The following is a 24,665-nucleotide window of genomic DNA, read 5'->3' on the forward strand; positions in this document are numbered from 1 at the left end:
CGTCAGTCGGCGACGATGGCCCCGCCGGTGTACGGACGGCTCAGGCGGGTGAGGACATCGTGGTAGGCGTCCATGAACGCCGTACGGACGTTGTTCCGTTCGAGGGCCGCGACACCACGGACCGTCGACTCGCCCGGTGTGCCGACCTCACGGCGTACGGCGAGGGTGTCGCCGTCACGTTTGATCAGGAGCTCGGCCGTGCCCGCCATGGTCTCCAGGAACATGGCTTTGGAGCTCTTGAGGTCGAGGCCGTGGCAGACCGCCGCGTCGATCGCGGCCTCGGCCAGGACCGCGATGTAGGCGGGCATGACCCCGGCCGTCGCCGTCGCCAGGTCCATCTGGCGCTCCGGAAGTACGACGACCGTCCCGAGCCGCGACAGGAGCTCGACCGCGGGCTCGCCGCCCGCGGCCACGGCAACCACGCCGCGGCGGACCTCGACCGGCGTGTTGGGCATCGTCCGTACGACGGTGGCGCCGGGGTAGGCGGCTTGGAGTTCGGCGACGGTGGTCGGGCCCATCATCGAGATCACCATCTTCCCGGTGGCGTCGACACCGTTGGCGATCTCGGCCAGCTGGTCGGGGCGATGACCCAGGAAGACTGTTTCGGAGCGCTTGAAGAGGTCGGCGTTGGTGGGCAGCACCTCTCCGCCCAGCTCGGCCACGAGCGCCGCCGCCCGCCCGGAGCCCGCATCGGTGGCGTAGACCGGCTCACCGAGCCCACGCGCGATTGCACTGGCCATGTTTCCTGCGCCGACGAAGCCGATCATGAGGATCCTCTGTCAGGTGGACGAACGGTCATCTGAACCGTAGAGCGGTCGAGCCGTTCGTACTTGCGTCGCACGTCGGACCCGTGCCGCGCGTTTTGCATCACCTGTCGTTAGCAATCGCGGCCGGGCCTGCCGAGGATCGGTGCAAAGAAGGAATGTGCCGGCAGGAAGGCCGCAAAGCATGCCGAGTAGAGGTGCGACCGACAAGTCGACGGGGCCCGCGAGTCCGCGAGTCCGGGTTCGGCGTCGACCCGCCCGGGCGTCGTACGACCTCGACAAGGTCCACGAGATCCTGGACGAGTCCCTCATGTGTCACGTCGGCTTCGTCGTCGACGACCAGCCGTACGTGTTGCCCACCCTGCACGTGCGGGTCGGCGATTCGCTGCTCATCCACGGCTCGCGCCGGAACCGGATGTTCAACCTCATCGCCGACGGCGCGCCGGTCTGTGTGGAAGCCACGGTTCTCGACGGCCTGGCGATGGGCCGCTCCGTCCTGCAGAACTCGGTGAACTATCGGTCGGTCGTCGTCCTGGGCACGGGCACGGCGGTCGAGGATCCCGAGGCCAAGCTGGAGCGCATGCTGGCTCTCGTCGAGAAGTGCATCCCGGGCCGGTTGCCGGACCTGCGACCACTGACGGACGCCGAGCTCGGTAGTGCCCTGTTGGTGTCCATTCCGCTCGACGAGTGCTCCGTCAAGGTGCGCACCGGCGACGGGGACGACGCGGCAGCGGATCGAGCCCTCCCTGTCTGGGCGGGCGAGCTCCCGTTGCGGGTGACGCCTGGCGAGCCGGTCCCGGACGAGCATGTGCCGGCCGGTACGGCGGTCCCCGAGTATCTGCGGTTGTGGGGCCAGGGCAGAACGGGAGTGTGACACCGGCCGTCGGACGCTATCGTCGGAGGATGACGTCAGAGCTCCAACGGTTGGTTGATGCTCTCGGCCACAAGATCCAGCGCAACGTGACCGTCGACGATGCCTGGATGCGTCAACTGGCCTTCTCCTCGCACGAGTACGGCCCCGTCGACCGGCTCCGTCAGCAGTCGATCTTCCAGCAGCACGACGTACGTCCGGAAGTCCTGGCCTGGACGCAGGCGGCCGGAGCGCGGACCGCGGTGGAGCCGTTCCGGCCGCCGATCGATCCCCGGATCGGTTGCACTCATCAACGGCTGGTGGTCCCGATCCGGTGGCAGGGCGCGCTGGTTGGCTACATCTGGATCGTCGAGGGGGAGAACGAGCTCACTGCGGAAGAGCTGAAGACCGTTTCCCAGACGACCGAGACGCTGGCTGCCGCCCTGCATCGAGACCAACTGGCCGAGGAGTTCAGCAAGAGCAGGATTCGCGATCTTGCCCATGAGCTGATTCTGGCCGGCGACCTGGCCGCTCGTCGGCACGCCGCCGCCGACCTCGTCGACGCCGACTACTTCGTCGCATCCGAGCCGGTGTGCGTCGTGGTCGTCACACTCTCCGCAGACGGTCGTGGGCTGTCCGAGAACGAGCGCGACGTACTCGGTGGATGGCTCGATCGCGCGGGACGCCGGCTGAGCGATCGTCGTCATATCTGTCTGGTCCGGCGAAACCACGGGCTCCTCCTGCTCTCCGACAAGGACCCGATGTTCGGCGGCACGGAGAAGGTCGCGCTGGTGCGTGATCTGCTGGCGAGCGTCCTGGCGGATCTGCCCGACAGTGATCCGTACGCCGGCATCGGCAGCGTGGCCGGGGATCTGACCGATGCACACAGCTCCTACGAGACGGCACAACGCGCGGCCCGCGTGGCTCGCGTGATGGGCGGCCCGGATCGCGTGATGTCCCACGAGGAACTCGGCGTCTACGGACTGCTCACCAGAATTCCGAGTCGTGAACTCGACGAGACCTGCGTGCCGGCCGGATTGCTCCAGTTGATCGGATCAGGTCCGAAGGGCGCCCAACTGGTCGACACCCTCGAGGCGTTCCTGGAGAACGCGGGAGACGTCCAGGCGACAGCGGAGCAACTGTTCGTGCATCGCACCACGCTGTACTACCGGCTCCAGCGGATCGAGGAACTGACCGGCGCCCAGCTGTCCAACGGGGAGGACCGTCTCGTGTACCACCTGGGCCTGAAGATCGCCCGGCTGATCGGGCTCAGAAGTTAGCTACAGGAGGAGGAGAGCGGGCCACCGCTTTCCGACGACGGGAGAATGCCTGGCGCACGACCATCCCCCTAGCGTGAACGCGTGACGCGATTCGGGATGGAGACGCCGGGATGCTTGTACTGACTGCGACGGACGTACGCGCGGCGTTCCCGATGGGCGACGCGGTGGAGTTGATGCGCTCGGCCATGGCCGCGCACGGCAGGGGAGAGGTGTTCCAGCCGCCGCGCGTGGTGCTGGATCCGCCGGCGTTCGATGGGTCCGTCTGGCTCAAGCCGGCCTCTGTCGAGGGAGGGGTCGGGCTCAAGGTGCTGACGATCGTTCCCGGGAACCAGCAGCGTGGCCTGGAGGTGATCCAGGCGTTCGTCGCTCTGCTCGATCCCGTGACCGGCGTACTGCTGGCGCTGCTCGAGGGCGGAGTGGTGACGGAGCTTCGCACCGCTGCGACCTCGGGTGCCGCCACCGATCTGCTGGCCAACCCGGACGCAGGTGATCTCGCCATTATCGGTGCCGGAGTCCAGGCCCGGAGCCACCTTCTGGCGATGGCCGAGGTCCGCAAACTCCGGCGCGTCCGGGTGTGGAACCGGACCGGGCAACGAGCGCTCGAGTTCGTTCGATGGGCCGAGGCTCGCGGCTTCGAGGTCGAGGTCTGCGACAGCGTGCGGTCCGCGGTGGACGGAGCGGACCTGGTCTGCACCGTGACGTCGTCGACGGACCCCTTGATCGACGGCGACTGGATCTCCCCGGGCACTCACCTCAACGCGGTCGGCGCCTTCCACAGCGAGGGTCGCGAGCTCTGCACCAACCTGGTGCAGAAGGCTGACGTGTTCGCCGTCGACAGCCGCGAAGGCGCCTTCGCCAACGCCGGCGACATGCTGATACCACTCGGCGAAGGTGCCCTCGCCGACTCGTTCGATCCACCCGAGGTCGGTGAGTTGCTCGTCGGTACTCGGACCGGGCGGACGGCGACGGACCAGATCACCGTGTTCGAGTCCCTGGGACTGGCGATCCAAGACGTCGCGGCAGCAGCATCGATCGTCACGCTTGCGCAGCGTGAGGGCATCGGCGTCGTGATCGACTTTCCCTGACAGGAGCCGGTCGTGACCAAGGAAGTCACCGTTGTCGGCGGCGGAGCCATCGGTCTCGCCACCGCCTACTACCTCGCTCAAGCGGGCGCGGCGGTGCGGGTGATCGAAGCCCGCCAGGTCGGGAGCGGGGCCTCGTGGGGCAACAGCGGCTGGATCGCACCCTCGTTCGCCGCGCCGATCCCGGCGAAGGGCCTCGTGAGCTACACGGTGAGGTCTCTGTCGGACCCGGCATCGCCGATCTACTTCGCCCTGCGAGCCGACCCTGACTTCATCCGCTGGGCGTGGAGGTTCTGGCGCCACTGCAACGACGGCGCCTTCCAGCGCGGAATGCAGGCGACGGCACGGCTGGGCGAGAAGACGCATCAGCTGTACGCCGAGCTCACCGCTCGCGGGATCGACTTCGGAATCCGGCGAGCGGGGATCCTGATGGTCGCCCTGCGGGCCGGTGCACTCGAGGCCGACCTCGACCGGCTGCGGATCCTGTCGTCGTACGGATATCCGTTGCCTGAGGCAATCTTGACCGGGGACGAGTTGCACAAGGCGGAGCCGGTTCTGTCCGACGAGGTGACGGTGGGGTTCGTGATCGAAGGCGAGGCGCACGTCGACCCGGCGCGGATCAGCTGCGGATTCGCGGATGCCCTCGGCCAGGTCGACGCCGAGATCTTCGAGGGCACCGAGGTTGCCGGAATCGAGCATCGCAACGGTCGGGCGACTGCGCTGCGCACCTCGTCGGGACGGTTCGAGGTCGAGAACGTCGTACTCGCCGCCGGAGCCTGGACCGAGCCCCTCGCGCGGGTGCTCGGCGTCAGGCTGCTGATGCAGGCGGGCAAGGGCTACAGCTTCTCCATCCGTCCCCGGACCCAGCCGCTCCGGCCCATCCACTTCGGTGAATCGAAGGTGGTCGTCACCCCGCTGTCCGACGGCAAGACCCGCGTCTCCGGGACGATGGAACTGAGCGGCCTCAATCTGCGTCTCGACGAACGCCGCATCCGCGCCATCAAGGCCGGAGCGAGCAAATACCTGGCGGACTGGCCGGACGACACCGTCGAGGACGAGTGGGTCGGCATGCGCCCCCTCGCCGCCGACGGCCTGCCGATCCTCGGACGCCTACCCGGCTTCGACAACGTCTACCTGGCAACAGGCCACTCAATGTCCGGAATCACCCTGGCCCCAGCAACCGGCCTCCTCATGTCCGACCTGATCATGACCGGCCACACCCCGCCCCCGCTAACCCCCTTCAACCCCGCCCGCATCACCCGCCACTAACGCAACAAGTCCACCCGGGCGCCCTCAGGCGTTCGCGATGAGGTCAGTCTTGGCGGCAATCGTGCCCGTAGTTGCCGAACTTGAGGCGGCAGATGGGCAGCGCCTGGTTCAGATCACCGGGATCGATGCCAGCAAGCGGAGGTACGAGAGCGTGGATCCGCGACGCGATCCGCCAACCAATTGGCGGGGCTAGTGCAGCCGGATTGAGGGCTCCGTGGAGGCCGCTCAAACCTCCATTGGCTTTGGTGCCGACGGCAACCACCGGCGGCAGCTCGACCCTCACGGGTAACGGCCTACTGGCCAAGCCAGTCAGCAGCTCTGCGGCGGCTCCAGTACATGCACCTGACCTGACCGGGGCGTGTGACCGGCTCCACGAGCGAACGCGCCGCCGCTCCGGTACTACCGAAGCGATCGCCGCTGTTCCCACCGGCTGCGCGGCAAGCGTAGCTTGCGGAATGAAAGCGTCCTCCGGTGCCGAGGCGATCGACTCGGCACCGGAAGGAGAGGACCGGAGATATGACTGAACCAGCCGTACGGTACGTGTCCGAGAGGAAGATCCGGGAGCACTCGGGGGAGATCCATCTCCACCTCGAGGACTGCCCCCACTGGTATACCGAGGTAGTGCGGCGAGTGGAGAACACCGCCGATCCCGAACTACGTCGGGAGACGGAAACCGAACTCGCGCTGATGCCAGACGAACGCGGGCCCAGATGGCGCAAGTGCAAGGACCATGTCAGGCGGGCGAGTTCGTGAGCCGCGTGTCGGCGACGGCCGTTGTGGTCCGCAAACCGCCACAGTTGCCCAGGGACGACGGAAGGTCGCGGACATGACCGGAAGCTATGAGCGGGACACGGGTTGGCTCCTCGACGGCGCGGCACTTGCTTTTCTGGCCGTGTACGCCGTGCCGATCCTCCACCCCGATCTGTCGGCCACCTGGATCCGGGCTTGCGAGGTCGCAAGCTGGGTCATCTGGGGGATGTTCGGCGTCGACTACTTCATCAGGCTGAGTCTGGCGGAGGATCGGCGGCGGTTCGCCCGGCGCAACGTGATCGACGTGCTGGTGATCGTGTTGCCGTTGCTGCGCCCGATGCGTCTCGTCCGGCTGCTTCCTGTGCTGGCCAGGATGCAGCATGCCGGGATGTCGCTGCGGGGTCGGGCGACGACGTACGTGGTCGCCGGCGCGGTCCTGCTCGGGTTCGTGGCATCTCTGGCCGTGCTGGATGCGGAGCGGGGTAGCCCCGAAGCCAACATCACCACGTTTGGCGATGCGCTCTGGTGGGCTGCGACTACAGTGACGACAGTCGGCTACGGCGACCACTTCCCCACCACCGGCGAGGGCCGGATCGTGGGCGTAGTTCTGATGCTTGGCGGCATCGCTCTAGTCGGCACAATAACCGCCGCGCTGGCCAGTTGGTTTGTCGAGGAGCAGAGGAAAGAGGTGCCGAAGTAAGAGGGGCCGACGGCAACCGCCTGGCTGAAACCTTGCTATGGGCAACAGGTTCCATGGATGAGGAGCGTGATGGCTACCTACGCTGAGATGCGAGCTGATGGGCACGAGGCGAGCTACGTCTATGCGCTTGAAGACCGCAGTGGTGTTGGGCGCGTTCTGCGCACGGCCGAGGCGTGCGGTGCCATGGCTGGTGACCGATGACGCGGGCGGCCAGGCGTCGCCTTGGTTGATCGACCGGGCGATGCGCTCGGTCCGGAAAGCACTCCGCCACGTGACGGGCACCCGAAGTCCCGCACGGGCTGCATCGTGCCCGGTCTGCCGGACGGTTTCCAGTTCCACGTCCTCAGGCATTACCTGGCAAGCCTGCTGATCGCCTCGGGCGCCGACGTGAAGGTCGTGCAGGCGCGGATTCGTCACCCGAGCGTCAAGACCACGCTCGACACCCACGGGCACTTGTGGCGGACGCGGACGAGTCCACCCGCGCCGCCGTTTGTGCTGGCGGCGCGGGTGGACTCGTCGGGCGTTCTTGCGGACTCTATGCGGACTGCTGAGGCACAGTCCTGACGTTTCCGCGGGTCAGCGGCCTACAGCCGGTCAGACGTCGTAGTACAGCTCGAACTCGTGGGGGTGGGGGCGGAGCTGGATGGGGGCGATTTCTTGTTCGCGCTTGAGGTCGATCCAGGTTTCGATCAGGTCCTCGGTGAAGACGTCGCCTTCGAGCAGGAAGGCGTGGTCGGCCTCGAGGGCGTCGATTACGGCCGGGAGCGAGGTGGGGACCTGCGGGATGCTCGCGTGCTCCTCCGGGGGGAGCTCGTAGAGGTCCTTGTCGACCGGGTCGATCGGCTCGATCTTGTTCCGGATGCCGTCCAGGCCGGCCAGCAGCTGGGCCGCGAAGGCCAGGTACGGGTTCGCCGACGGGTCGGGGCAGCGGAACTCGATCCGCTTCGCCTTCGGGTTCGACCCGGTGATCGGGATCCGGATGCAGGCCGAGCGGTTGCGCTGCGAGTAGACCAGGTTGACCGGCGCCTCGAAGCCCGGCACCAGGCGGTGGTAGGAGTTCACCGTCGGGTTGGTGAAGGCCAGCAGCGACGGGGCGTGCTTGAGCAGGCCGCCGATGTACCAGCGGGCCACGTCGGACAGGCCGCCGTACCCGGACTCGTCGTAGAACAGCGGCTCGCCGCCGGAGAACAGCGACTGGTGGCAGTGCATCCCGGAGCCGTTGTCACCGAAGATCGGCTTGGGCATGAAGGTCGCGGTCTTGCCGGCCGCCCAGGCGGTGTTCTTGACGATGTACTTGAACTTCTGCAGGTTGTCCGCGGTCTTCAGCAGCTCGTCGAAGCGGAAGTTGATCTCTGCCTGACCCGCCGTACCGACCTCGTGGTGGGCGCGCTCGACGAGCAGGCCGGCCCGCTCCAGCGCCAGCGTGATGTCGTCGCGCAGGTCGCCGAAGTGGTCGGTCGGCGCGACCGGGAAGTAGCCACCCTTGTAGCGGACCTTGTAGCCGCGGTTGCCGCCGTCCTCGACCCGGCCGGTGTTCCAGGCGCCGGCAACCGAGTCGATCGAGTAGTACCCGGTGTTCTGCTTGGTCTCGAACCGGACGTCGTCGAACATGTAGAACTCGGCCTCGGGCGCGAAGAACGCGGTGTCCGCGATGCCGGTCGACTTCAGGTACTCCTGCGCCTTCCGGGCGATGTTACGCGGGTCGCGGCTGTACGCCTCGCCGGTCAGCGGGTCGTGCACGAAGAAGTTGATGGCCAGCGTCTTGGTGCCGCGGTACTCGTCGACGAAGGCGGAGGTCGGGTCGGGCAGCAGCTTCATGTCGGACTCGTGGATCTGCTGGAACCCGCGTACCGACGACCCGTCGAACATCAGGCCCTCTTCGAAGACCTCCGGTCCGAACGACGACACCGGGACGGTGAAGTGCTGCATGATGCCCGGCAGGTCGCAGAACCGGACGTCGATGATCTCGACGCCCTCGTCCTTGACGTAGGCGAGCAGCTCCTCAGCGCTGGAAAACATACGTACTCCTCGGGGTGGCTCAGAGATTGCATCTGAACGTAGGGCCTGCCGATTACTCGGCCGTGACCCCAATGTTTCGCGGGTGTTACGCCCAGCGTGTCCGCGCTGACCCACTGGTGTACGGCGGTGACGGCCTGAGATCTCCCGGTCCGCTGTGTCCCGGCCCGGACCGTTCCGTAGGCTAGCCATCATGGCATCATCCGCGCAGCCGGGCACAGGACCCTCCGAGGAATTCCGGTTCCCGGGGAATCGGCTGGGGCTCCCGGCCACCGGACCGGGCTCGGTCGCGGGCTGGGGCCGCCGGGTGCTGGCGCTGCTGCTGGACTGGCTGATCGCCGGGCTGATCGCGTCCGCGATCACGTCGAAGCCCATCTGGGCGGGTGGCAATGACTTCGGGACCGCGCAACTGGTCACCTTCTTCGCCATCACCGCGATCCTGACCGGGCTGGCCGGCGGCACCATCGGTCACCGTGTGTGCGGGATGCGGGTGATCCCGATCCGCGGCACCACCAGTTACACGACGCAACCAGGGCTCCTGGCCGGCGTCATCCGCGCGTTCCTGATCTGCCTGCTCATTCCGGCCGTCGTCTACGACCGCGACCGCCGCGGCCTCCACGATCGCGCCGCGAACACCGCCGTCGTACGGCGGTAGTCAGCGCCGGGTGAGCCGGAGCTGGACGTCGTCCAGGTAGCCGGTGCGGAAGCCAGCCTCGGAGTACGCGAGGTAGAACTCCCACATCCGGCGGAAGGTGTCGTCGAAGCCGAGATCGGCGATGGCCGGTCCGCGCTCGACGAAGCGGTTCCGCCAGATCCGCAGAGTGCGGGCGTAGTCGGCGCCGAGATGCCGGAGCACCTCGAGACGCAGGCCGGTGTGCCGAGTGGTGACGTCCTCGATCACCTTGATCGAGGGGATCAGGCCGCCGGGGAAGATGTACTTCTGCACCCAGGTGAACGTGTTCCGGGTGGCCAGCATCCGCTCGTGCGGCATCACGATTGCTTGCACCACCGCGACCCCGCCGGGCGCGAGCCGCCGCTCGATCGCGTCGAAGTAGACCGGCCAGTACTTCTCGCCCACCGCCTCGATCATCTCCACGCTCAGTACGGCGTCGAACTCGCCGATCTGGTCGCGGTAGTCACGCAACGCCACTTGCACCCGGTCGCTCACGCCGGCGTCCGCGATCCGGCGCTGGGCCATCAGTGCCTGCTGCGAGGCGATCGTGATCGCGGTGACCCAGGCACCGCGTTGCGCGGCGCGGATCGCCAGGCTGGCCCAGCCGCACCCGATGTCGAGCACCCGCGATCCGGACACCACCCCGGCCGCGTCGAGGATCGCGTCGAGCTTGTTCAGCTGCGCCTGTGTGAGTTCGTCGTACGACGCTGTGGCCAGATCCGCCGCGGCGGCGGGGCCGAAGTACGCCGCCGAATACGTCAGGGTGGGGTCGAGGAACTCGGAGAACATCGCGTTGCTGAGGTCGTAGTGACGGCTGACGTTCTCGCGGGCGCCGGCCCGGTCGTTCTCCTGGTCGCCGGGCTGGGACCGGGTCACCAGCCAGCGCAGCGACTGTGCCCACTTGGGCAGCAGGTGCCGGGTCTCCTCGTTGCTGAACCGCTCGGCGAACGGGACCAGCAGATCGGACAGGTCGGTGCCCGGTTCGGGATCCCAGTCGCCGGCCAGGTAGGCCTCACCGAACCCCGACCCGGCGTCGTGACCCAGGCGGTCCAGGAACGCCGCGCTGCGGTGCACCCGCATCGCCGGTCCGCCCAGGCCGTAGGACCTGTTCTCGAGGTGGATCGTGGCCGGCAGATCCCTGGCGATCAGACGGAGCGCGGCCAGCGCGCCGGCCCGGCGGACCGGGTTCGACCGAGGCCGGGCCAGCGTCGGCCACGTCTCGGCCACCGGCTGGTGCACAACCGGCAGGAGATCCGTCATGATCGTCAACCTCGTGTCCTCGATCCGTCCTGGTCGCACCTTAAGGCCCAACCTCCGCCCCACGACGCAACACGAAGGCACACTCGTGCCACGTCACGGACAGATCAACTGATGAGCGGCCGCCGGGTTACCCCGGCATCTCGCTCGTCGCCCCCCAGCGCCGAGTCAGCGGCCCTTCATGGCCTGCCTGGCGCCCTTGAGACTGGTCGGCACCGGACCCTTCGGCATCGGCACCTGCGGGCGGACGGCGTCCAGCGCCTTCAGCCGCTGCAGCAGGTCGGTGATCTCCGACGGCTGCAGCGCCTGCGGCAGCTTCATCACGTGCTTGGTCAGCTTGCGGATGTCGATCTCGTCCTCGCCCTGACCGGCCACGATCTGGATCACCGGCGCGCCACCGGCCACCCGGTTGTGCTTCTTGCCCTCGGCGGCGAGCAGGTTCTTCACCCGGCTCGCCTGCCCCTCGCCGACCAGCACGATGCCGGGACGGCCGACGACCCGGTGCACGATGTCGGCGTTCTTGGTCACTGCGACCGCGGGCGTCACGGTCCAGCCGCGGCGCAGCGTCTGCAGCGCGGACGCGGCCGCGCCCGCCTGGCCCTCGATCTGGCTGTACGCCGCCTTCTCGACCTTGCGGCCGAAGACGATCGTGGCGGCGAGGAAGCCGAGCGCGACACCCAGCGGGATCCACACCATCAGCGGCCCGACCAGCAGGCCGACCACCACGAAGACCGCGACGATGCCGAGGAAGATCCCGGCGAGCACCAGCCCGACCGTCGGGTCGGACTTCTTGGTCAGCTTGTACGCCGAGGCGATCTGCTTGAGCCGACCGGTCTTCTTCTCTTCGGGCGCGTCGTTCTTGGCCATCTCTCCCGGATCCCTGTTTTAAGCGGTCTGTGGTGCATCCTGGGTCGCGGCGTTCATCCGCGACTCCACAGCCTGACGGTACAGCCGACCGGCCCGGTACGACGAACGCACGAGCGGCCCGGACATGACTCCGGCGAAACCGATCGCCTCGGCCTCGGCCTGCAGCTCCACGAACTCCTCGGGCCGGACCCACCGCTCGACCGGGTGGTGCCGCACCGAGGGACGCAGGTACTGGGTGATGGTGATGATCTCGCAGCCGGCGGCGTGCAGGTCGCGCAGCGCCTGGCTGACCTCGTCGCGGGTCTCGCCCATGCCGAGGATCAGGTTCGACTTGGTCACCAGGCCGTAGTCGCGGGCCTGGGTGATGACGTCCAGCGAGCGCTCGTAGCGGAAGCCCGGCCGGATCCGGCGGAAGATCCGCGGCACCGTCTCGACGTTGTGCGCGAACACCTCGGGCCGCGACGAGAACACCTCGGCCAGTTGCTCGGGGACAGCGTTGAAGTCGGGCGCGAGCATCTCGACGCCGGTGCCCGGGTTCAGCTCGTGGATCTGGCGGATCGTCTCGGCGTACAGCCAGGCACCGCCGTCGTCCAGGTCGTCGCGGGCGACGCCGGTCACGGTGGCGTAGCGCAGGCCCATGGTGCGGACCGACTCGGCGACCCGGCGCGGCTCGTCCCGGTCCAGCGCCTGCGGCTTGCCGGTGTCGATCTGGCAGAAGTCGCAGCGGCGGGTGCACTGGTCACCGCCGATGAGGAACGTGGCCTCGCGGTCTTCCCAGCACTCGAAGATGTTCGGGCAGCCGGCCTCCTGGCATACGGTGTGCAGCTGCTCGGACTTCACCAGCTTCTGCAGCGCCTGGTACTCCGGGCCCATCTTGGCCCTGGTCTTGATCCACTCGGGTTTGCGCTCGATCGGGGTCTCCGCGTTGCGCACCTCGAGCCTGAGTAGCTTCCGTCCTTCTGGGGCGATCGTCACGACTCCAAGGGTACGCGGCCCTGGTCAGGGGTGATTCACCCGTAGGCTGATGAGCTATGGCCACGCTTGAACTGGGTACGACGTCCGCGGCCGCCGAACCGGGGACACCACCCGGCACCGGGACGACTGTTCGGGGATGGGTGCGGCCCGGTCCGACCGCGGCCCAGCGGCGTGCCGACGTACTCCTGGGCCTCGGGATGGCCGTCGCGGCGGTGATCGGCACCGAGCTGGCCCGGGGGGCCTCGCCGACGCATGTGGACCTCGGGATCGGCGGAGTCGAGCCGTACGTGCTCAGCGCGGCGGTCTCGCTGCCGCTGTGCTTCCGCCGCCGGTTCCCGATCCCGGTGCTGCTGGCGGTGGCGGCGCTGTTCGTGGTCACGGGGGAGCGGGCGATCTTCGCCTTCGCCAGCAATCTCACCACCCAGGCGTCGCTGTTCATGGCGATCTACGCGGCCGTCGCCTGGGCCCGGGACCGGCGGCTGATGAAGGCGGCGGTCGCGGTCGTCTTCATCGGGATGTTCGGCTGGCTGGCGATCAACTTCGTCAGAGCCCTGCGCAACAACGAGATCGAGGGCCCGAACCACGCACTGCTGTCGCCGTACGTCTCCAGCGTCATCATCACCGTCGCACTGAACATCCTCTACTTCTTCGGCGCCTATTTCTGGGGCAGGACCGCGTGGGGCATCGCCCGGCAGCGCTATGAGCTCGAGCAGCAGGCCACCGAGCTCGCCGCTCAGCAGCAGGCGAACGCCCGCCGCGCGGTGATCGATGAGCGGCTGAGGATCTCGCGCGAGCTGCACGACGTGGTCGCGCACCACATCAGCAGCATCGGCGTCCAGGCCGGCGGCGCCCGGCGGGTGATGGACTCCGACCCCGACGCCGCCAAGAACGCGCTGAGCGTGATCGAGAACTCCAGCCGTACGGCGGTCAACGAGATGCGCCAGCTCCTCGGCATGCTCCGCGCCGCCGACCCGGACGTCGACCTGGAGGCGCCGGTCGCCAAGGAGCCACAGGCGGGCGCCGACCGCCTCCCGGCGCTGATCGCGGACGTGAACGGCGAGGGCCTGTCGGTCGGCTTCCACCAGATCGGTCAGCCGGTCCAACTGCCCGAGACGGTCTCGGTGTCGGTCTACCGGATCGCCCAGGAGGCGCTGACCAACGTACGACGGCACTCGACGGCGCGGAGTGCACACATCACGCTGCGTTACCTTGGTGACTCGGTCGAGCTCGAGGTGATCGACGACGGCCGACCCAAGCACGCCCCGGTGGGTAGCCGGCTCGGCCATGTCGGGATCCGTGAGAGGGTCGGTCTGCTCGGCGGAGAGACCGAGATCGGGCCGCGCCCGGTCGGTGGCTTCCGGGTCCGGGTCCGGATCCCGCTCGACCCGCAGAACCGCCCGCTGCAAGGAGGAGACCAGGCATGACCGACACGGTGACCGAGCCGATGCGCGTCCTGCTGGTGGACGACCAGGACCTGGTCCGGGCCGGGTTCCGGATGATCCTGTCGGTCGAGCCGGAGATCGAGGTGGTCGGCGAGGCCTCCGACGGGGAGAAGGCGATCGAGCTCGCGCTGGCGCTGCGGCCGGACGTCGTCCTGATGGACGTCCAGATGCCCGGCATGGACGGGATCACCGCGACCCAGCGGATCGTCGCGGCGGACGCGGGCAAGGTCGTCATCCTGACCACGTTCGACCGGGACGACTACCTGTTCGAGTCGCTCGGGGCCGGGGCCAGCGGGTTCCTGCTCAAGAACACCGCGCCCGAGGACCTGGTCGACGCGATCCAGGTGGTGCACTCCGGTCATGCGCTGCTCGCGCCCGAGGTGACGAGGCGTGTCATCAGGCGGTTCACCGGCGGCGGCGAGCGGGTCTACCGCCCGGACCTGCTGGAGGACCTGACCGAGCGCGAACGTGAGGTGCTCGGCCTGATCGCCCGCGGCCTGACCAACACCGAGATCGCCAACCAGCTGTACGTCGGCGAGGCCACGGTCAAGACGCACGTCTCCCGCGTGCTGCTCAAGCTGGGCCTCCGCGACCGCGTCCAGGCTGTCGTCTTCGCCTACGAGTGCGGCCTGGTCACCCCTGGCGACGACCCGACCGGCTGACCGGCGACCACAGCGACCAGCGAGCAGACGGCGGCGGTCACGACGACAACGGCCGGTACGCCGATCTGCTCGGCCGTCAGCGGGACGACCGCGAGGACAGCGGCAGCGCAGAGGATCAGCGCGGGATGGATCACCCGGTCCACCTCGATCGGCTTGTGCACTGCCCAGAGCAGCACAATGAACGCGGCCGCGGGCACCGAGACCGAGTAGCCGACCGTCACGGGGGAGACCTCCATCTCGTGCCCTGTCTGGACGGCCACCTCCAGACCGGCGCCCAGCGCGGCCAGCGACGCGAAGACGCCGTAATGGCCGTAGCCCCAGCGGTACGACTGGTTGCGCCGCTGGCTGAGGCACTCTCCGGCCGGGTGCTGGAAGTAGAACCACCAGAGCGCGAAGAGCAGCACCAGACCGGCCCCTGCGACGACTAGGAGCGAGCCGCTGAACTCGCCGGCCGCCAGCGCGTTCTGTACGCCTCTGGTTGCCGCCAGCACGCTCTCGCCGAGCAGGATCAGCGTGAACAGGCCGTACCGCTCGGCAATGTGATGCGGGTGCCAGTTGGTCGGGTAGGTGCGCTCGGCCCAGCGCGGCACGGACAGCTCGAGCACGACCAGCACCAGGAACACCGGCGGATTGGGTCCACCGGTCAGGACCAGACTCAGCAGCCATCCCACCTGTGCGACGGAGATCCCGATCGCGTAGCGGAGCGCCGTACGCCGACGGGTCGGGTCCTCGGCGGCGGCGCGCAGCCACTGGGCCACCAGCGCGAGCCGCATGATCACGTACCCGAGCGCGACCCAGCGGAAGTCCGAGTGCTTCGCCGCCTCCGGTATGCCGGCCGCGATGACCAGGACACCGCCCATCTGCACCATCGTGAGCAGCCGGTACGCGACGTCGTCGGTGGCGTACGAGGAGGCGAACCAGGTGAAGTTCATCCACGCCCACCAGATCGCGAAGAACACCTCGAGGAACGGCAGCACCCCGTCGGCGAGGTGACCGCCCTCGATGCTGTGCGCCAGTTCCGCGGTGGCCGCGGCGACCGCGACCACCAGGGTCAGATCGAACAGCAGCTCCAGCGGACTGGCCGTGCGGTGTGGCTCGTCGACGGCGCGGGCCGTCATCCGGGTTCTGAGCGGGGTTCGTTCTGCGGGCAAGGTCGGCTCCTTGTCGGTCCTGTCACCAACTGAGACAGGACAGTGTCCCGAACTGTGACCGCCCGCACTGTCACAACCCCGGTGGGTGCCCTGTCTTAGCTGGCGACAGGAGTGCGATCAGCGCACCCGGAGCACGAGAGGTGAACCATGAAGATCGTGGTGATCGGCGGTACCGGACTGATCGGCTCGAAGCTGGTCCGGCGATTCGAGGCGGACGGTCACGAGGCGATCGCGGCCTCACCGAACACCGGAGTGAACACACTGACCGGCGAGGGACTGGCCGAAGTACTGGCCGGCGCCGCCGTGGTGGTCGACGTGTCGAACTCACCGTCGTTCGAGGACACCGCCGTGATGAAGTTCTTCGAAACGTCCACGTCCAACCTGCTCGAGGCCGAGGCTGCCGCCGGGGTCGGGCACCACGTGGCGGTGTCCATCGTCGGCACCGAGCGGCTCCCCACCAACGGCTACTTCCGGGCCAAGATCGCGCAGGAGCAGCTGATCGAGAAGGGCGGCGTCCCGTTCTCGCTTGTGCACGCGACGCAGTTCTTCGAGTTCACCAACGCGATCGCGGACACCGCCACCGACGAGGCCGGCAAGGTCCACATGGCGCCGGTGAGCTTCCAGCCGATGGCCGGTGACGACGTCGCGGACCAGGTCGCCAAGACCGCGGTCGGCGAGCCGCTGAACGGCCGCCGGGACATCGCCGGCCCGGACCGGTACCGGATGGACGAGTTCTTCCGGATGGCGTTGCCCGACCGCGAGATCGTGACCGATGACCACGCGACGTACTTCGGCAGCGAACTGCTCGAGGACAGCCTGGTCCCGATCGGCGACGTGACGCTCGGTCAGTTCCACTACCCCGAGTGGGCGGAGGCGCATCGATGAGCTCTGGCGACTTCCTGGAGGGACTGGAGAGCGAGGTCACCGCCGACCTGGCGATGGCCCAAACGGGTGCACCGGCGGCCGACACTCCGCCGAGTGAGTGGCTCGTGGACCCGGAAGAGGTCCAGGTCGAGCAGACTGAGTACACCAGTCTGCTCGGCGCCGTCCAGGCGCTCGAAACCGACCGGATGGATCCGGGCGCGACCCCCACCGGACTCGACGACACGGCGCGGGGGCAATGGGAGGAGTGACGGTGGCGGACGACCTCGAATCGGCCCTGGAGGTGTTCGAGGAGGTTCGCCCACGGCTGTTCGGGATCGCCTACCGGATGCTGGGGAGCGCCACCGAGGCCGAGGACCTGGTCCAGGACGTGTGGCTGCGGTGGCAGGCGGCTGACCGCGGTACCGTCACCAACCCGGCGGCGTACCTGGCGACCGCGACGACCCGGCTGGCGATCAACGCCGCGCAGTCGGCCAGGGTCCGCCGGGAGACGTACGTCGGGCCGTGGCTGCCCGAGCCGGTCGACACCAGCGCGGATCCGTACCTCGGTGCCGAGCGCGCTGACGCGCTGGAGTTCGCCGTACTGGTGCTGCTGGAACGCCTGTCGCCGAACGAGCGGGCGGCGTACGTACTGCGGGAGGCGTTCGACTACCCGTATCCGCAGATCGCCGAGATCCTGCAGCTCAGCGAACCGGCGGTGCGCCAGCTCGTCAGCCGGGCCCGCAAGCACGTCACGGGCGAGCGTCGTACTCCGGTGGACAGCGTCGAGCAGCGCAAGCTCCTCAGCGCCTTCGTGACCGCGGCGAGGTCGGGTGACCTCGCCGAGCTCGAGGAGCTGTTCGCCCCGGACGTGACGAGCGTCTCCGACGGCGGAGGGATCCGCAGCGCCTCCAAGATCCCGGTGCACGGTGCGCAGACGGTGGCGAAGTACTTCCGGTCGTTCAAGGACCGCTTCTGGGTCGGGGTCGAGGTGGAGTTGTCGACCGTCAACGGGCAGCCTGCCGCGCTGCTGCGGCAGGACGGCAAGGTCTTCGCCGTGCTGACCATGGTCGCCACCAGCGAGGGCATCGAGCAGCTCATGTGGGTGATGAATCCGGCCAAGCTCGGACGTGTGGGGTGATGGAGTCCGTCGTACGACGCTTCGCGGCGGCCTGTGCGGCGGAGGACCAGGAGGCCGTGCGGGAGGTGCTGGCCGCGGACGTCGTGCTGGTCAGCGACGGCGGCGGCCGGGTCCTCGCGCCGCTGCGCCCGATCCGCGGCGCGATCGAGGCCGCGCGGATCGTCGTCACGCTGATGTCGGCGGCAGTCCTGTCGATCGAGGAGATCAACGGCCGTCCCGGCGTCGTCCTGCGCCGGGGCGGCCGGGTCGAGGCCGTTGCCTCACTCGAGGTGACCGGGTCCGTCATCACCCGCATCTGGGTCGTACTGAATCCGGACAAGCTGGCCCACTGGCTGGCGTCCGATCCGTCCCGCGGATGACACCGCTGATCACCCTGGCGGCCGACGTGCCCGCACGCCTGTCCTGACTAGCGTTGGAACCGCTCCCGCCGTGGGAGCGACCGGCGTGCGCCCGGTCAGGGGGCCGAAGTGATGGGAAGCGGTGACGGATGCTGAGGGTGGCTGGGCTCACTCGGCGGTTCGGGGATCAGCTCGCGCTGGACGACGTGACATTCGACGTCGTCCCGGGACGGATGACCGGATTCGTCGGGGCGAACGGAGCCGGGAAGACGACGGCGATGCGGATCATCCTCGGCGTGCTGGCGGCGACCGCCGGCGAGGTGCGGTGGAAAGGCGCGCCGCTGACCCAGGAGGTACGGCGGGACTTCGGGTACATGCCGGAGGAGCGTGGGCTGTACCCGAAGATGAAGATCCGCGACCAACTGGTGTTCTTCGGCCGGCTGCACGGCCTCTCCGCGGATCGTGCGGAGGAGCGCACCGACAAGCTGCTCGAACGACTCGGGCTGGCCGAGCGGGCCACCGACGCGCTCGAGACGCTGTCGCTGGGCAACCAGCAGCGAGTGCAGATCGCGGCCGCGCTGGTGCACGAGCCGATCGCGCTGGTCCTGGACGAGCCGTTCAGCGGTCTCGACCCGCTGGCGGTCGACACGATGGTGGACCTTCTCCGCGAGGAGGTGACGCCCGAGGTGCCGGTGCTGTTCTCGAGCCATCAGCTCGACCTGGTCGAGCGGCTCTGTGACGACCTCATCGTCCTGTCCCGGGGCAAGGTCGTCGCGGCCGGTCCGGTGGCGGACTTGGCTGCCGGCGCGGGTACGACGTACCGGCTCGTGGTCGACGGTGACGCGGGCTGGCTGCGCGACATCCCGGGCATCCAGGTGCGCGATGTGGCCGGCGGTACGGCGCTGTTCGACGTCGAGACCGACGGGGCGGGACAACAGATTCTTCAGCAGGCGATCACGCGCGGGCCGGTGCTCGAGTTCGGGCCGGAGCGGGTGGCGTTGAGCGACATCTTCCGGGAGGCGACCCGATGAACGACCGATCTCTGGACCGTCCGTGGATGCTGATCGCCGAGCGCGAGATCACCACCAAGCTGCGGGACAAGACCTTCATCGGCTCGACCGTGGTGATGCTGTTCATCGTCATGGTCGCCGTGATCCTGCCGGCGGTGCTCGCCGGCCGCGGTGGTGCGGACAAGATCGCCGTTGTCGACGATGCCGGTGCGAAGGTCGTGCAGCAGGCGTCCACCACCAAGGGCGGTGACGGCTTCGAGGTGGTCCGGGCCGCGGATCGACCGGCCGCCGAGCAGCTCGTGACCGACGGCGACGCGAAGGTGGCGCTGCTGCCGGATGCCGACGGGTACATCGTTCTCGGCAAGGATCGGGTCGACTCCGGGCTCGAGGGCGCGTTGCGTGAAGCCGCGTCGGCCGTCGGGATGGAGAAGAACGCGGCCGGGGCGGGACTGACGCCGACCGAGCTTCGCGCCGGTACGAAGGTGCAGCTGGAGCTGCTCAAGCCGGGTCCGTTGCCCGACATCGTCTCCGACTTCGTCAACATCGGCCTGGCGCTGGTGTTCTACATGACCGCGCTCGGCTTCGGCATGATGATCGCGCAGAGCGTAGTCCAGGAGAAGGAGAGCCGGGTCGTCGAGATCCTGGCCGCCGCGGTACCGATCCGGTCGCTGCTGTGGGGCAAGGTGCTCGGCAACACCGTGCTGGCGTTGTCCCAGATCGTGGTGATCGCGGCCGCGTCGCTGATCGGGCTGCTGGCCACCGACCAGGCCGACATCCTCGAGGTGGTCGCTCCGGTGGCCGGCTGGTTCGTGGTGTTCTTCGTGCTCGGGTTCGTCGCGCTGGCCGGGTTGTGGGCGGTCGCGGGATCGCTGGCGACCCGGCAGGAGGACCTCGGGTCCACCACACTGCCCGGGCAGATGATCCTGATGATCCCGTTCTTCTTCTCGGTGTTCGCCGGATCGTCCGCCAAGACCGTGGCGTCGTTCATCCCGGTCGCGTCGTCGATGGCGATGCCGGGCCGGATGCTGACCGAGGACGTACCGCTGTGGCAGCCGCTGCTGGCGATCCTGATCCTGCTCGCCGGGACCGTCCTGATCGTCCGCCTCGGCGCCCGTCTCTACGAGCGCACCCTGCTCCAAACCGGCCGCCGCCTCGGCTACCGAGAGGCACTGGCTATCAAGGCGACCTGACCTATCGTTACAGCCGGGGCCGACGTTACAAGGTTGGTCCCGGCTGAGACGAAACCGCAACACTCGGAAACTGTGAGCTGTGCGTCGACCTGGACTACGGTCTCAACGCATGAACGTTGAGCTGCGCCACCTGCGGGTGGTGGTCCTGGTGGCAGAAGCGGGGTCGGTCGGACGGGCCGCCCGCTGGCTGAAGGTCAGCCAGCCGAGCCTGACCGCGCAGCTGAAACGCATCGAGGCCGCGTTCGGCGGTGAGCTGTTCGAGCGCTCCCGCACCGGCGTCACCCCCACCGCACTCGGCCGGTACGCCGTCGACCGCGCCCGCGCCATCCTGGTCGACGTTGACCACCTGTCCGCCACGGTGTCCGCGATGACGGCGGTCGAGTCCAGCGCCGTACGGCTGGGCGGATTTCCGACCGCGCCCATGTCCGGCATCGCCTCGCGACTGCGCGACCACGGCGAGATCGAGCAGGTGAGCATCGAGGTCGAGTGGTCCACCAGCGTGCTGCTGCAGCAGCTGGAGAGCGGACGGCTCGACTTCGCGCTGCTGCGCGAGTTCCCGGGCTTCGAACTGCGGCTGCCGAGCGGAGTCGAGGCAACCACAGTCGTCGAGTCGGAATCGGCGTACGTCGTGATGTCCGCCGACCACCCGCTGGCGGTCGCCTCGCGGCACCGCGGTGAGATCGAGCTGGCCGCGCTGTGCGACGAGGAGTGGATCGGGGAGCCGCCGGACGACAGCGGCTTCCACGTGTTGTTCCGGGCGGCCTGCGAGGAGGCCGGATTCCAGCCGAAGGTCGAGCACCACTCGGTCGACACCTCGGTACTGATGGGCTTCGTCACCAGCGGTCAGGGCGTCGCGCTGGTCTCACCGACGTCGTACCGGATGCTCTCCACCGACGTCACCACCCGCACGCTCACCGGCGACCCCATTCACCGGCGCCTGCTGTTGGCCTGGAGCACGGAGTCACCGCGCGCGCAGATGGCGCCGGACGTCCACGAAATGGCTGCCGCGGCCTACGAACAAGCCTTCACCGAACACGCCCGCCGAGACCAGCACCAACGCATGCACGTCGCGTAAGCCGTTGTCCCCAACCGCCCGGGCGACTTGAGTCAGGCGCCGGCCGCCCGGAACTGCCCCGGCCCATCGACGACCGGCGGGTTCTCGAAAGCACTGATGAAGAACTCCCCAGTGTCCTCTGGATCGTCCATCCGCTCCCGATACTGAGACCCCACCTGCTCCCGAACCCCAGGCACCGGAGCAACCCCCTGCTCCCGAACCTCAGGCACCGGCGGCGTCTCCACCCGCTCGCCCTTCCCCTCAGACTGCTGTCCGGCCGCTCCCCGCGATTCCCCACCCTCACCCTGCAACGAGCCCGCCCCACCCATCGACTCCACCCCCGATGCCTGAGGCGCGCCCGCCTGCGCACTCGGCGCCTGCGGCGCAGCCGCCTGCCCACCCAGCGCCTGAGGCCCGGCCGCCTGCGCACTCGGTGCCGGCGGTCCGGCCGACTTCGGCTCCTCGCCGCCCGCCTCAGGCGCGCTCGGCCCTCCTTCACTCTTCACAACCGGCTCAGCCGTCCCCGGCTGTCCACCGGCCGCCTGCCCTCCGGCCGCTGGTCCTCCGGCAGCCGGTCCGCTCGGTGCCTGCGGTCCTGCCGGCTTCGGCTCTTCCTGGCGCGCCTCGGGCTCTGCCTGCTGTGCCGTCTGCACCGGCACCTGCTGCGTCTCCTGCTCAGCCTCGTCCACCGGAGCCGCCGCCTCCGACTGCCCACCCGCGGCCGCCGCTGCTCCACCCGCGGCCGCCGCCGCTCCGCCCGAGGCCGCGGTTGATCCGCCCGCGTCCCGCGTGCCCGCCGCCTCCCGCGTCCCGGCCGACTGCCCACTCGGGGCCTGCGATCCTGCCGCCTCCTGCGTTTCCGCCGACTGCGCACTCGCTGCCTGCGGTTCCCCCTGCTTCGGCTCTTCCGGGCGTACCTCGGGCTCTGCCTGCTGTGCCGTCGGCACCTGCTGCGTCTCCTGCTCAGACGCGGGCACCTGCTGCGTGGCCTGCTCGGCTTCGCGCACTGGGACCTGCTGCGTCTCCTGCTCAGCCGCGCCGGTCGCGGGCGCGCCAGCGCTCATCGGGACCTGCGTGACCTGCTCGTCCTCGGCCACCTGCTGCTGCTCGGCGACCGGCTGTGCGGCCTCAGGCTGCTTCTCCTGCTGGGGTTCCGCGGTCGGCACCTGCGTGGTCTCGTCGCGATCGGTCGGCACGAGCTCCGTGTCATCACCGAATTCGTTGCCCTCAGCATCGTTGTCCCTACCGCGGAACTGCGCGGTGTTCTCCGCCGCACCAGCAGCCGGGAACTGCGCCGTCTGCTCATCCGCCTGACTGCGCGGCCGCACCGGCTCCGACTCCTCGTCGAACAGGTCGTCGAACCGGCTCCGGCTCTCGTACGTCCCGGCGTACTGCCCCGGATAGGTGCTCCCGGCAACCGGATACAAGGCAGCCGCGTCCGCCTCCTGCTGCGCCTGCACAGCCTCCTGCTCCTGCTGCAGCCGCTCGTCCTCCGCGCGCTCCCGCTTCCGGCGCTGCGCACTCTGCACGATCAGCTGGATCCCGTAGACCAGCGAGATCACCGCCAGGATCGGTACGACGCCGTTCAGCGTGTACTGCTTCGAGCCGTCGATCATCCCGTTGGTGACCCCGGGGACGTCGTTCAGGAAGTTCGTCGTCCGGTTCGGGATCCAGAGCCAGCAGTAGATCAGCGTGCCGAACGCGAGGAACGCACCGAGCGCGCCCGCGCCGGAGAAGTACGACACGACGGTCCAGAAGATGAGCGCGCCGATGCCGTAGGCAAGCGCCATCTCCTTCGCATTCAGCTCGATGCCGCCGGGCGCCGCGAGAACTCCGAACACAGCCGGGCCGGCCAGCGCAACGGCCACTCCGAGCAAGAAACCGAGAAACTTGGACACACCCCCAAGGTAGCGACGTTTTGCCGCCACACCCCGCAGACACTTCGGCGCGTGCAGAAGGGCAAACGCTTGCGGCAGAAGGCAGCGGCCACCTCGCGTGACCTAGGCTGAGCGCCTGTGGAGCGACCGAACATTGTGGTGATCCTGTCCGACGAGCACACCGGTTCCGCAGCGGGTTGGGCCGGTCACCCGCGGATACAGACACCGCATCTCGACCGGCTGGCGGCGCAGAGCGTGTCGTTCGACCGCGCCTACACGAACAGTCCGATGTGCGTTCCGTCGCGGTTGTCGCTGATGACAGGGCAGTACGTCCACCAGATCGGGGCTTGGGACAACGGTGTCATCCCCGGTCCGGACTTCCGCTCGTGGGGACATCACCTGCGTGACTACCAGACGGTGATCGCGGGCCGCACCCACTTCAACGGCGCGGATCGCCAGCTGGGCTTCGACCGCCGCCTGACCGACGACCTCGACTTCTGGATCGACCACAGCGGCCGCCCACCTCGTCGTACGGCGGAGTGGCGGCGACCCACCAATTCACACGTCACCGAATACGGCGTCGGTGAGCACGTCCACACCCGTCACGACGTCGAGGCCACCGATGCGGCGCTCGACTTCCTCCGCGATCCCGGCAGAGAGCCGTACCTGCTCTATGTCGGCTACATGCATCCACACTTCCCGCTGGTCGCACCACCGGAGTTCCGCGACCTCTACGACCCGGCCGACGTGGAGCTTCCGCCCGCTCCGTCCGACGACCAGCATCCGGTGATCTCGCTGCTGCGTCACGGCTTCCGCAACGATGAGCCCATCACTGAGGAACAGGCACGCGAGGCCACCGCTTGCTACTGGGCCTTGATCAGCCATCTCGACCACCAGATCGGCCGGCTGCTGGCGGCGATCCCCGACGACACGGTCGTCGTCTACATCAGCGACCACGGGGAGATGGCCGGTCATCACGGCATCTGGCAGAAGCAGTGCTTCTACGAACCCGCTGTCCACATCCCGTTCCTGCTTCGCCACCCCGCACTGGACCCGGCCCGGACCATGGCACCGGTGAGCCTGATCGACGTACTCCCGACGCTCCGGGCGATCGCCGGTCTGAGTCCCGACCCGACCTTGCCGGGCACCAGCCTGTTGGGTCCCGTCGGGGTCGACCGCCCGATTCTGTCGGAGTACCACGCCCAGGGCATGATCAACGCGGGCTACATGCTGAAGTCCGGTCCCTGGAAGTACTGCTACTACGGACCGACCGACCCGCCGCAGCTCTTCGACCTGGATGCCGATCCGTTCGAACTACACGACCTGGTCAGCCATCGACCCGACATGGTCGCCAGGCTCGACGCCGCTCTCCGAGCGATCCTCGACCCCGATCAGACCAACGACCGCGCGCACGCCGAGCAGGCAGCGCGAGCTAACTGAACGGCCGTCCGTGCCG

The 24,665-nt window shown here is 68.6% G+C and carries 24 protein-coding genes; 17 read left to right on the top strand and 7 right to left on the bottom strand.

What is annotated here, in order from left to right; genetic code table 11:
• Window positions 1-2 precede the first annotated feature (2 nt).
• Window positions 3-767, bottom strand: a complete 765-nt coding sequence (locus ACGFH6_RS13315; RefSeq protein ID WP_393383329.1) for a pyrroline-5-carboxylate reductase family protein — start codon at window positions 765-767, stop codon at window positions 3-5.
• 181 nt (window positions 768-948) lie between these two features.
• On the opposite strand from ACGFH6_RS13315, the gene ACGFH6_RS13320 reads away from it, so the two are divergent.
• The 6 genes from ACGFH6_RS13320 (at window position 949) to ACGFH6_RS13345 (ending at window position 7,259) form a co-directional block, all read left to right on the top strand.
• On the top strand, window positions 949-1,638 hold the full coding sequence (locus ACGFH6_RS13320) for a pyridoxamine 5'-phosphate oxidase family protein (RefSeq protein ID WP_393383331.1): 690 nt from the start codon (window positions 949-951) through the stop codon (window positions 1,636-1,638).
• 29 nt (window positions 1,639-1,667) lie between these two features.
• On the top strand, window positions 1,668-2,894 hold the full coding sequence (locus ACGFH6_RS13325; protein WP_393383333.1) for a PucR family transcriptional regulator: 1,227 nt from the start codon (window positions 1,668-1,670) through the stop codon (window positions 2,892-2,894).
• A 110-nt stretch (window positions 2,895-3,004) separates the two neighbouring features.
• Window positions 3,005-3,979, top strand: a complete 975-nt coding sequence (locus tag ACGFH6_RS13330) for an ornithine cyclodeaminase family protein (protein ID WP_393383335.1) — start codon at window positions 3,005-3,007, stop codon at window positions 3,977-3,979.
• Window positions 3,980-3,991: 12 nt separating this feature from the next.
• The gene (locus ACGFH6_RS13335) at window positions 3,992-5,245 is read left to right on the top strand and encodes an NAD(P)/FAD-dependent oxidoreductase (RefSeq protein WP_393383337.1); all 1,254 of its coding nucleotides are present in this window, start codon (window positions 3,992-3,994) and stop codon (window positions 5,243-5,245) included.
• Window positions 5,246-6,071: 826 nt separating this feature from the next.
• Complete coding sequence (locus ACGFH6_RS13340; RefSeq protein ID WP_393383339.1) at window positions 6,072-6,695, top strand: potassium channel family protein; 624 nt, start codon at window positions 6,072-6,074, stop codon at window positions 6,693-6,695.
• Between the two features lie 222 nt (window positions 6,696-6,917).
• Window positions 6,918-7,259: a tyrosine-type recombinase/integrase gene (locus ACGFH6_RS13345; protein WP_393383340.1), complete on the top strand. Its 342-nt coding sequence runs from the start codon at window positions 6,918-6,920 to the stop codon at window positions 7,257-7,259.
• A gap of 30 nt (window positions 7,260-7,289) precedes the next feature.
• Here ACGFH6_RS13345 and glnA read toward each other — a convergent pair whose 3' ends face one another.
• Window positions 7,290-8,714: a type I glutamate--ammonia ligase gene (gene glnA / locus ACGFH6_RS13350; protein WP_393383342.1), complete on the bottom strand. Its 1,425-nt coding sequence runs from the start codon at window positions 8,712-8,714 to the stop codon at window positions 7,290-7,292.
• Between the two features lie 190 nt (window positions 8,715-8,904).
• Between glnA and ACGFH6_RS13355 the strand changes: the two genes are divergently transcribed.
• Entirely contained in the window at window positions 8,905-9,366 is a 462-nt protein-coding gene (locus tag ACGFH6_RS13355) for an RDD family protein (RefSeq protein ID WP_393383344.1), read from the top strand.
• Here ACGFH6_RS13355 and ACGFH6_RS13360 read toward each other — a convergent pair whose 3' ends face one another.
• The 3 genes from ACGFH6_RS13360 to lipA all read right to left on the bottom strand — a co-directional run bounded on the left by ACGFH6_RS13360 (window position 9,367) and on the right by lipA (window position 12,483).
• Window positions 9,367-10,644 (bottom strand): class I SAM-dependent methyltransferase, encoded by a 1,278-nt coding sequence (locus tag ACGFH6_RS13360; RefSeq protein WP_393383346.1) that lies wholly within the window; start codon window positions 10,642-10,644, stop codon window positions 9,367-9,369.
• Window positions 10,645-10,809: 165 nt separating this feature from the next.
• Entirely contained in the window at window positions 10,810-11,508 is a 699-nt protein-coding gene (locus ACGFH6_RS13365) for a DUF4191 domain-containing protein (RefSeq protein ID WP_393383348.1), read from the bottom strand.
• Window positions 11,509-11,526: 18 nt separating this feature from the next.
• On the bottom strand, window positions 11,527-12,483 hold the full coding sequence (lipA, locus tag ACGFH6_RS13370) for a lipoyl synthase (protein ID WP_393383349.1): 957 nt from the start codon (window positions 12,481-12,483) through the stop codon (window positions 11,527-11,529).
• Window positions 12,484-12,539: 56 nt separating this feature from the next.
• Here lipA and ACGFH6_RS13375 point away from each other — a divergent pair, with 56 nt between their 5' ends.
• Together ACGFH6_RS13375 and ACGFH6_RS13380 are read left to right on the top strand one after the other, a co-directional pair.
• Window positions 12,540-13,907: a sensor histidine kinase gene (locus ACGFH6_RS13375; protein ID WP_393383350.1), complete on the top strand. Its 1,368-nt coding sequence runs from the start codon at window positions 12,540-12,542 to the stop codon at window positions 13,905-13,907.
• The gene (locus ACGFH6_RS13380; protein WP_393383352.1) at window positions 13,904-14,587 is read left to right on the top strand and encodes a response regulator; all 684 of its coding nucleotides are present in this window, start codon (window positions 13,904-13,906) and stop codon (window positions 14,585-14,587) included. The genes ACGFH6_RS13375 and ACGFH6_RS13380 overlap by 4 nt, the downstream gene beginning before the upstream one ends.
• On the opposite strand, the gene ACGFH6_RS13385 is transcribed toward ACGFH6_RS13380, so the two are convergent.
• On the bottom strand, window positions 14,542-15,738 hold the full coding sequence (locus tag ACGFH6_RS13385) for a low temperature requirement protein A (protein ID WP_393383354.1): 1,197 nt from the start codon (window positions 15,736-15,738) through the stop codon (window positions 14,542-14,544). The genes ACGFH6_RS13380 and ACGFH6_RS13385 overlap by 46 nt on opposite strands.
• A 147-nt stretch (window positions 15,739-15,885) precedes the next feature.
• Here ACGFH6_RS13385 and ACGFH6_RS13390 point away from each other — a divergent pair, with 147 nt between their 5' ends.
• The 7 genes from ACGFH6_RS13390 (at window position 15,886) to ACGFH6_RS13420 (ending at window position 21,353) form a co-directional block, all read left to right on the top strand.
• Window positions 15,886-16,623 carry an SDR family oxidoreductase gene (locus tag ACGFH6_RS13390; protein ID WP_393383356.1) on the top strand — a complete coding sequence of 246 codons (738 nt, stop codon included), beginning with the start codon at window positions 15,886-15,888 and terminating at the stop codon, window positions 16,621-16,623.
• Entirely contained in the window at window positions 16,620-16,871 is a 252-nt protein-coding gene (locus tag ACGFH6_RS13395) for a hypothetical protein (protein WP_393383357.1), read from the top strand. Before ACGFH6_RS13390 ends, ACGFH6_RS13395 begins: the two co-directional genes overlap by 4 nt.
• Before the next feature lie 2 nt (window positions 16,872-16,873).
• Window positions 16,874-17,740 carry an RNA polymerase sigma-70 factor gene (locus ACGFH6_RS13400; protein WP_393383359.1) on the top strand — a complete coding sequence of 289 codons (867 nt, stop codon included), beginning with the start codon at window positions 16,874-16,876 and terminating at the stop codon, window positions 17,738-17,740.
• On the top strand, window positions 17,740-18,099 hold the full coding sequence (locus ACGFH6_RS13405) for a hypothetical protein (RefSeq protein WP_393383361.1): 360 nt from the start codon (window positions 17,740-17,742) through the stop codon (window positions 18,097-18,099). Before ACGFH6_RS13400 ends, ACGFH6_RS13405 begins: the two co-directional genes overlap by 1 nt.
• A 128-nt stretch (window positions 18,100-18,227) precedes the next feature.
• Window positions 18,228-19,109 (top strand): ABC transporter ATP-binding protein, encoded by an 882-nt coding sequence (locus ACGFH6_RS13410; RefSeq protein ID WP_393383363.1) that lies wholly within the window; start codon window positions 18,228-18,230, stop codon window positions 19,107-19,109.
• Window positions 19,106-20,278, top strand: a complete 1,173-nt coding sequence (locus ACGFH6_RS13415; protein ID WP_393383365.1) for an ABC transporter permease — start codon at window positions 19,106-19,108, stop codon at window positions 20,276-20,278. Before ACGFH6_RS13410 ends, ACGFH6_RS13415 begins: the two co-directional genes overlap by 4 nt.
• A 109-nt stretch (window positions 20,279-20,387) precedes the next feature.
• Complete coding sequence (locus tag ACGFH6_RS13420; RefSeq protein ID WP_393383367.1) at window positions 20,388-21,353, top strand: LysR family transcriptional regulator; 966 nt, start codon at window positions 20,388-20,390, stop codon at window positions 21,351-21,353.
• A gap of 32 nt (window positions 21,354-21,385) precedes the next feature.
• Here the strand turns inward: ACGFH6_RS13420 and ACGFH6_RS13425 are convergent, their stop codons facing one another.
• Window positions 21,386-23,230, bottom strand: coding sequence for a hypothetical protein (locus ACGFH6_RS13425; RefSeq protein ID WP_393383369.1), 1,845 nt, complete (start codon window positions 23,228-23,230; stop codon window positions 21,386-21,388).
• A gap of 117 nt (window positions 23,231-23,347) precedes the next feature.
• Between ACGFH6_RS13425 and ACGFH6_RS13430 the strand changes: the two genes are divergently transcribed.
• Window positions 23,348-24,649 (top strand): sulfatase-like hydrolase/transferase, encoded by a 1,302-nt coding sequence (locus tag ACGFH6_RS13430; RefSeq protein ID WP_393383371.1) that lies wholly within the window; start codon window positions 23,348-23,350, stop codon window positions 24,647-24,649.
• The last annotated feature ends 16 nt before the right edge of the window (window positions 24,650-24,665 follow it).

Origin of the sequence: Kribbella sp. NPDC049227, assembly GCF_043197265.1 — a bacterium.
Lineage (GTDB): Bacteria > Actinomycetota > Actinomycetes > Propionibacteriales > Kribbellaceae > Kribbella.

Coding starts and splice junctions, on each gene's coding strand:
- ACGFH6_RS13395 (WP_393383357.1), top strand. CDS start 16,620: ATGAGCTCTGGCGACTTCCTGGAGGGACTGGAGAGCGAGGTCACCGCC.
- ACGFH6_RS13315 (WP_393383329.1), bottom strand. CDS start 767: ATGATCGGCTTCGTCGGCGCAGGAAACATGGCCAGTGCAATCGCGCGT.
- ACGFH6_RS13410 (WP_393383363.1), top strand. CDS start 18,228: ATGCTGAGGGTGGCTGGGCTCACTCGGCGGTTCGGGGATCAGCTCGCG.
- ACGFH6_RS13390 (WP_393383356.1), top strand. CDS start 15,886: ATGAAGATCGTGGTGATCGGCGGTACCGGACTGATCGGCTCGAAGCTG.
- ACGFH6_RS13405 (WP_393383361.1), top strand. CDS start 17,740: ATGGAGTCCGTCGTACGACGCTTCGCGGCGGCCTGTGCGGCGGAGGAC.
- ACGFH6_RS13355 (WP_393383344.1), top strand. CDS start 8,905: ATGGCATCATCCGCGCAGCCGGGCACAGGACCCTCCGAGGAATTCCGG.
- ACGFH6_RS13330 (WP_393383335.1), top strand. CDS start 3,005: ATGCTTGTACTGACTGCGACGGACGTACGCGCGGCGTTCCCGATGGGC.
- ACGFH6_RS13415 (WP_393383365.1), top strand. CDS start 19,106: ATGAACGACCGATCTCTGGACCGTCCGTGGATGCTGATCGCCGAGCGC.
- glnA (WP_393383342.1), bottom strand. CDS start 8,714: ATGTTTTCCAGCGCTGAGGAGCTGCTCGCCTACGTCAAGGACGAGGGC.
- ACGFH6_RS13320 (WP_393383331.1), top strand. CDS start 949: ATGCCGAGTAGAGGTGCGACCGACAAGTCGACGGGGCCCGCGAGTCCG.
- ACGFH6_RS13420 (WP_393383367.1), top strand. CDS start 20,388: ATGAACGTTGAGCTGCGCCACCTGCGGGTGGTGGTCCTGGTGGCAGAA.
- ACGFH6_RS13365 (WP_393383348.1), bottom strand. CDS start 11,508: ATGGCCAAGAACGACGCGCCCGAAGAGAAGAAGACCGGTCGGCTCAAG.
- ACGFH6_RS13360 (WP_393383346.1), bottom strand. CDS start 10,644: ATGACGGATCTCCTGCCGGTTGTGCACCAGCCGGTGGCCGAGACGTGG.
- ACGFH6_RS13380 (WP_393383352.1), top strand. CDS start 13,904: ATGACCGACACGGTGACCGAGCCGATGCGCGTCCTGCTGGTGGACGAC.
- ACGFH6_RS13325 (WP_393383333.1), top strand. CDS start 1,668: ATGACGTCAGAGCTCCAACGGTTGGTTGATGCTCTCGGCCACAAGATC.
- ACGFH6_RS13340 (WP_393383339.1), top strand. CDS start 6,072: ATGACCGGAAGCTATGAGCGGGACACGGGTTGGCTCCTCGACGGCGCG.
- ACGFH6_RS13375 (WP_393383350.1), top strand. CDS start 12,540: ATGGCCACGCTTGAACTGGGTACGACGTCCGCGGCCGCCGAACCGGGG.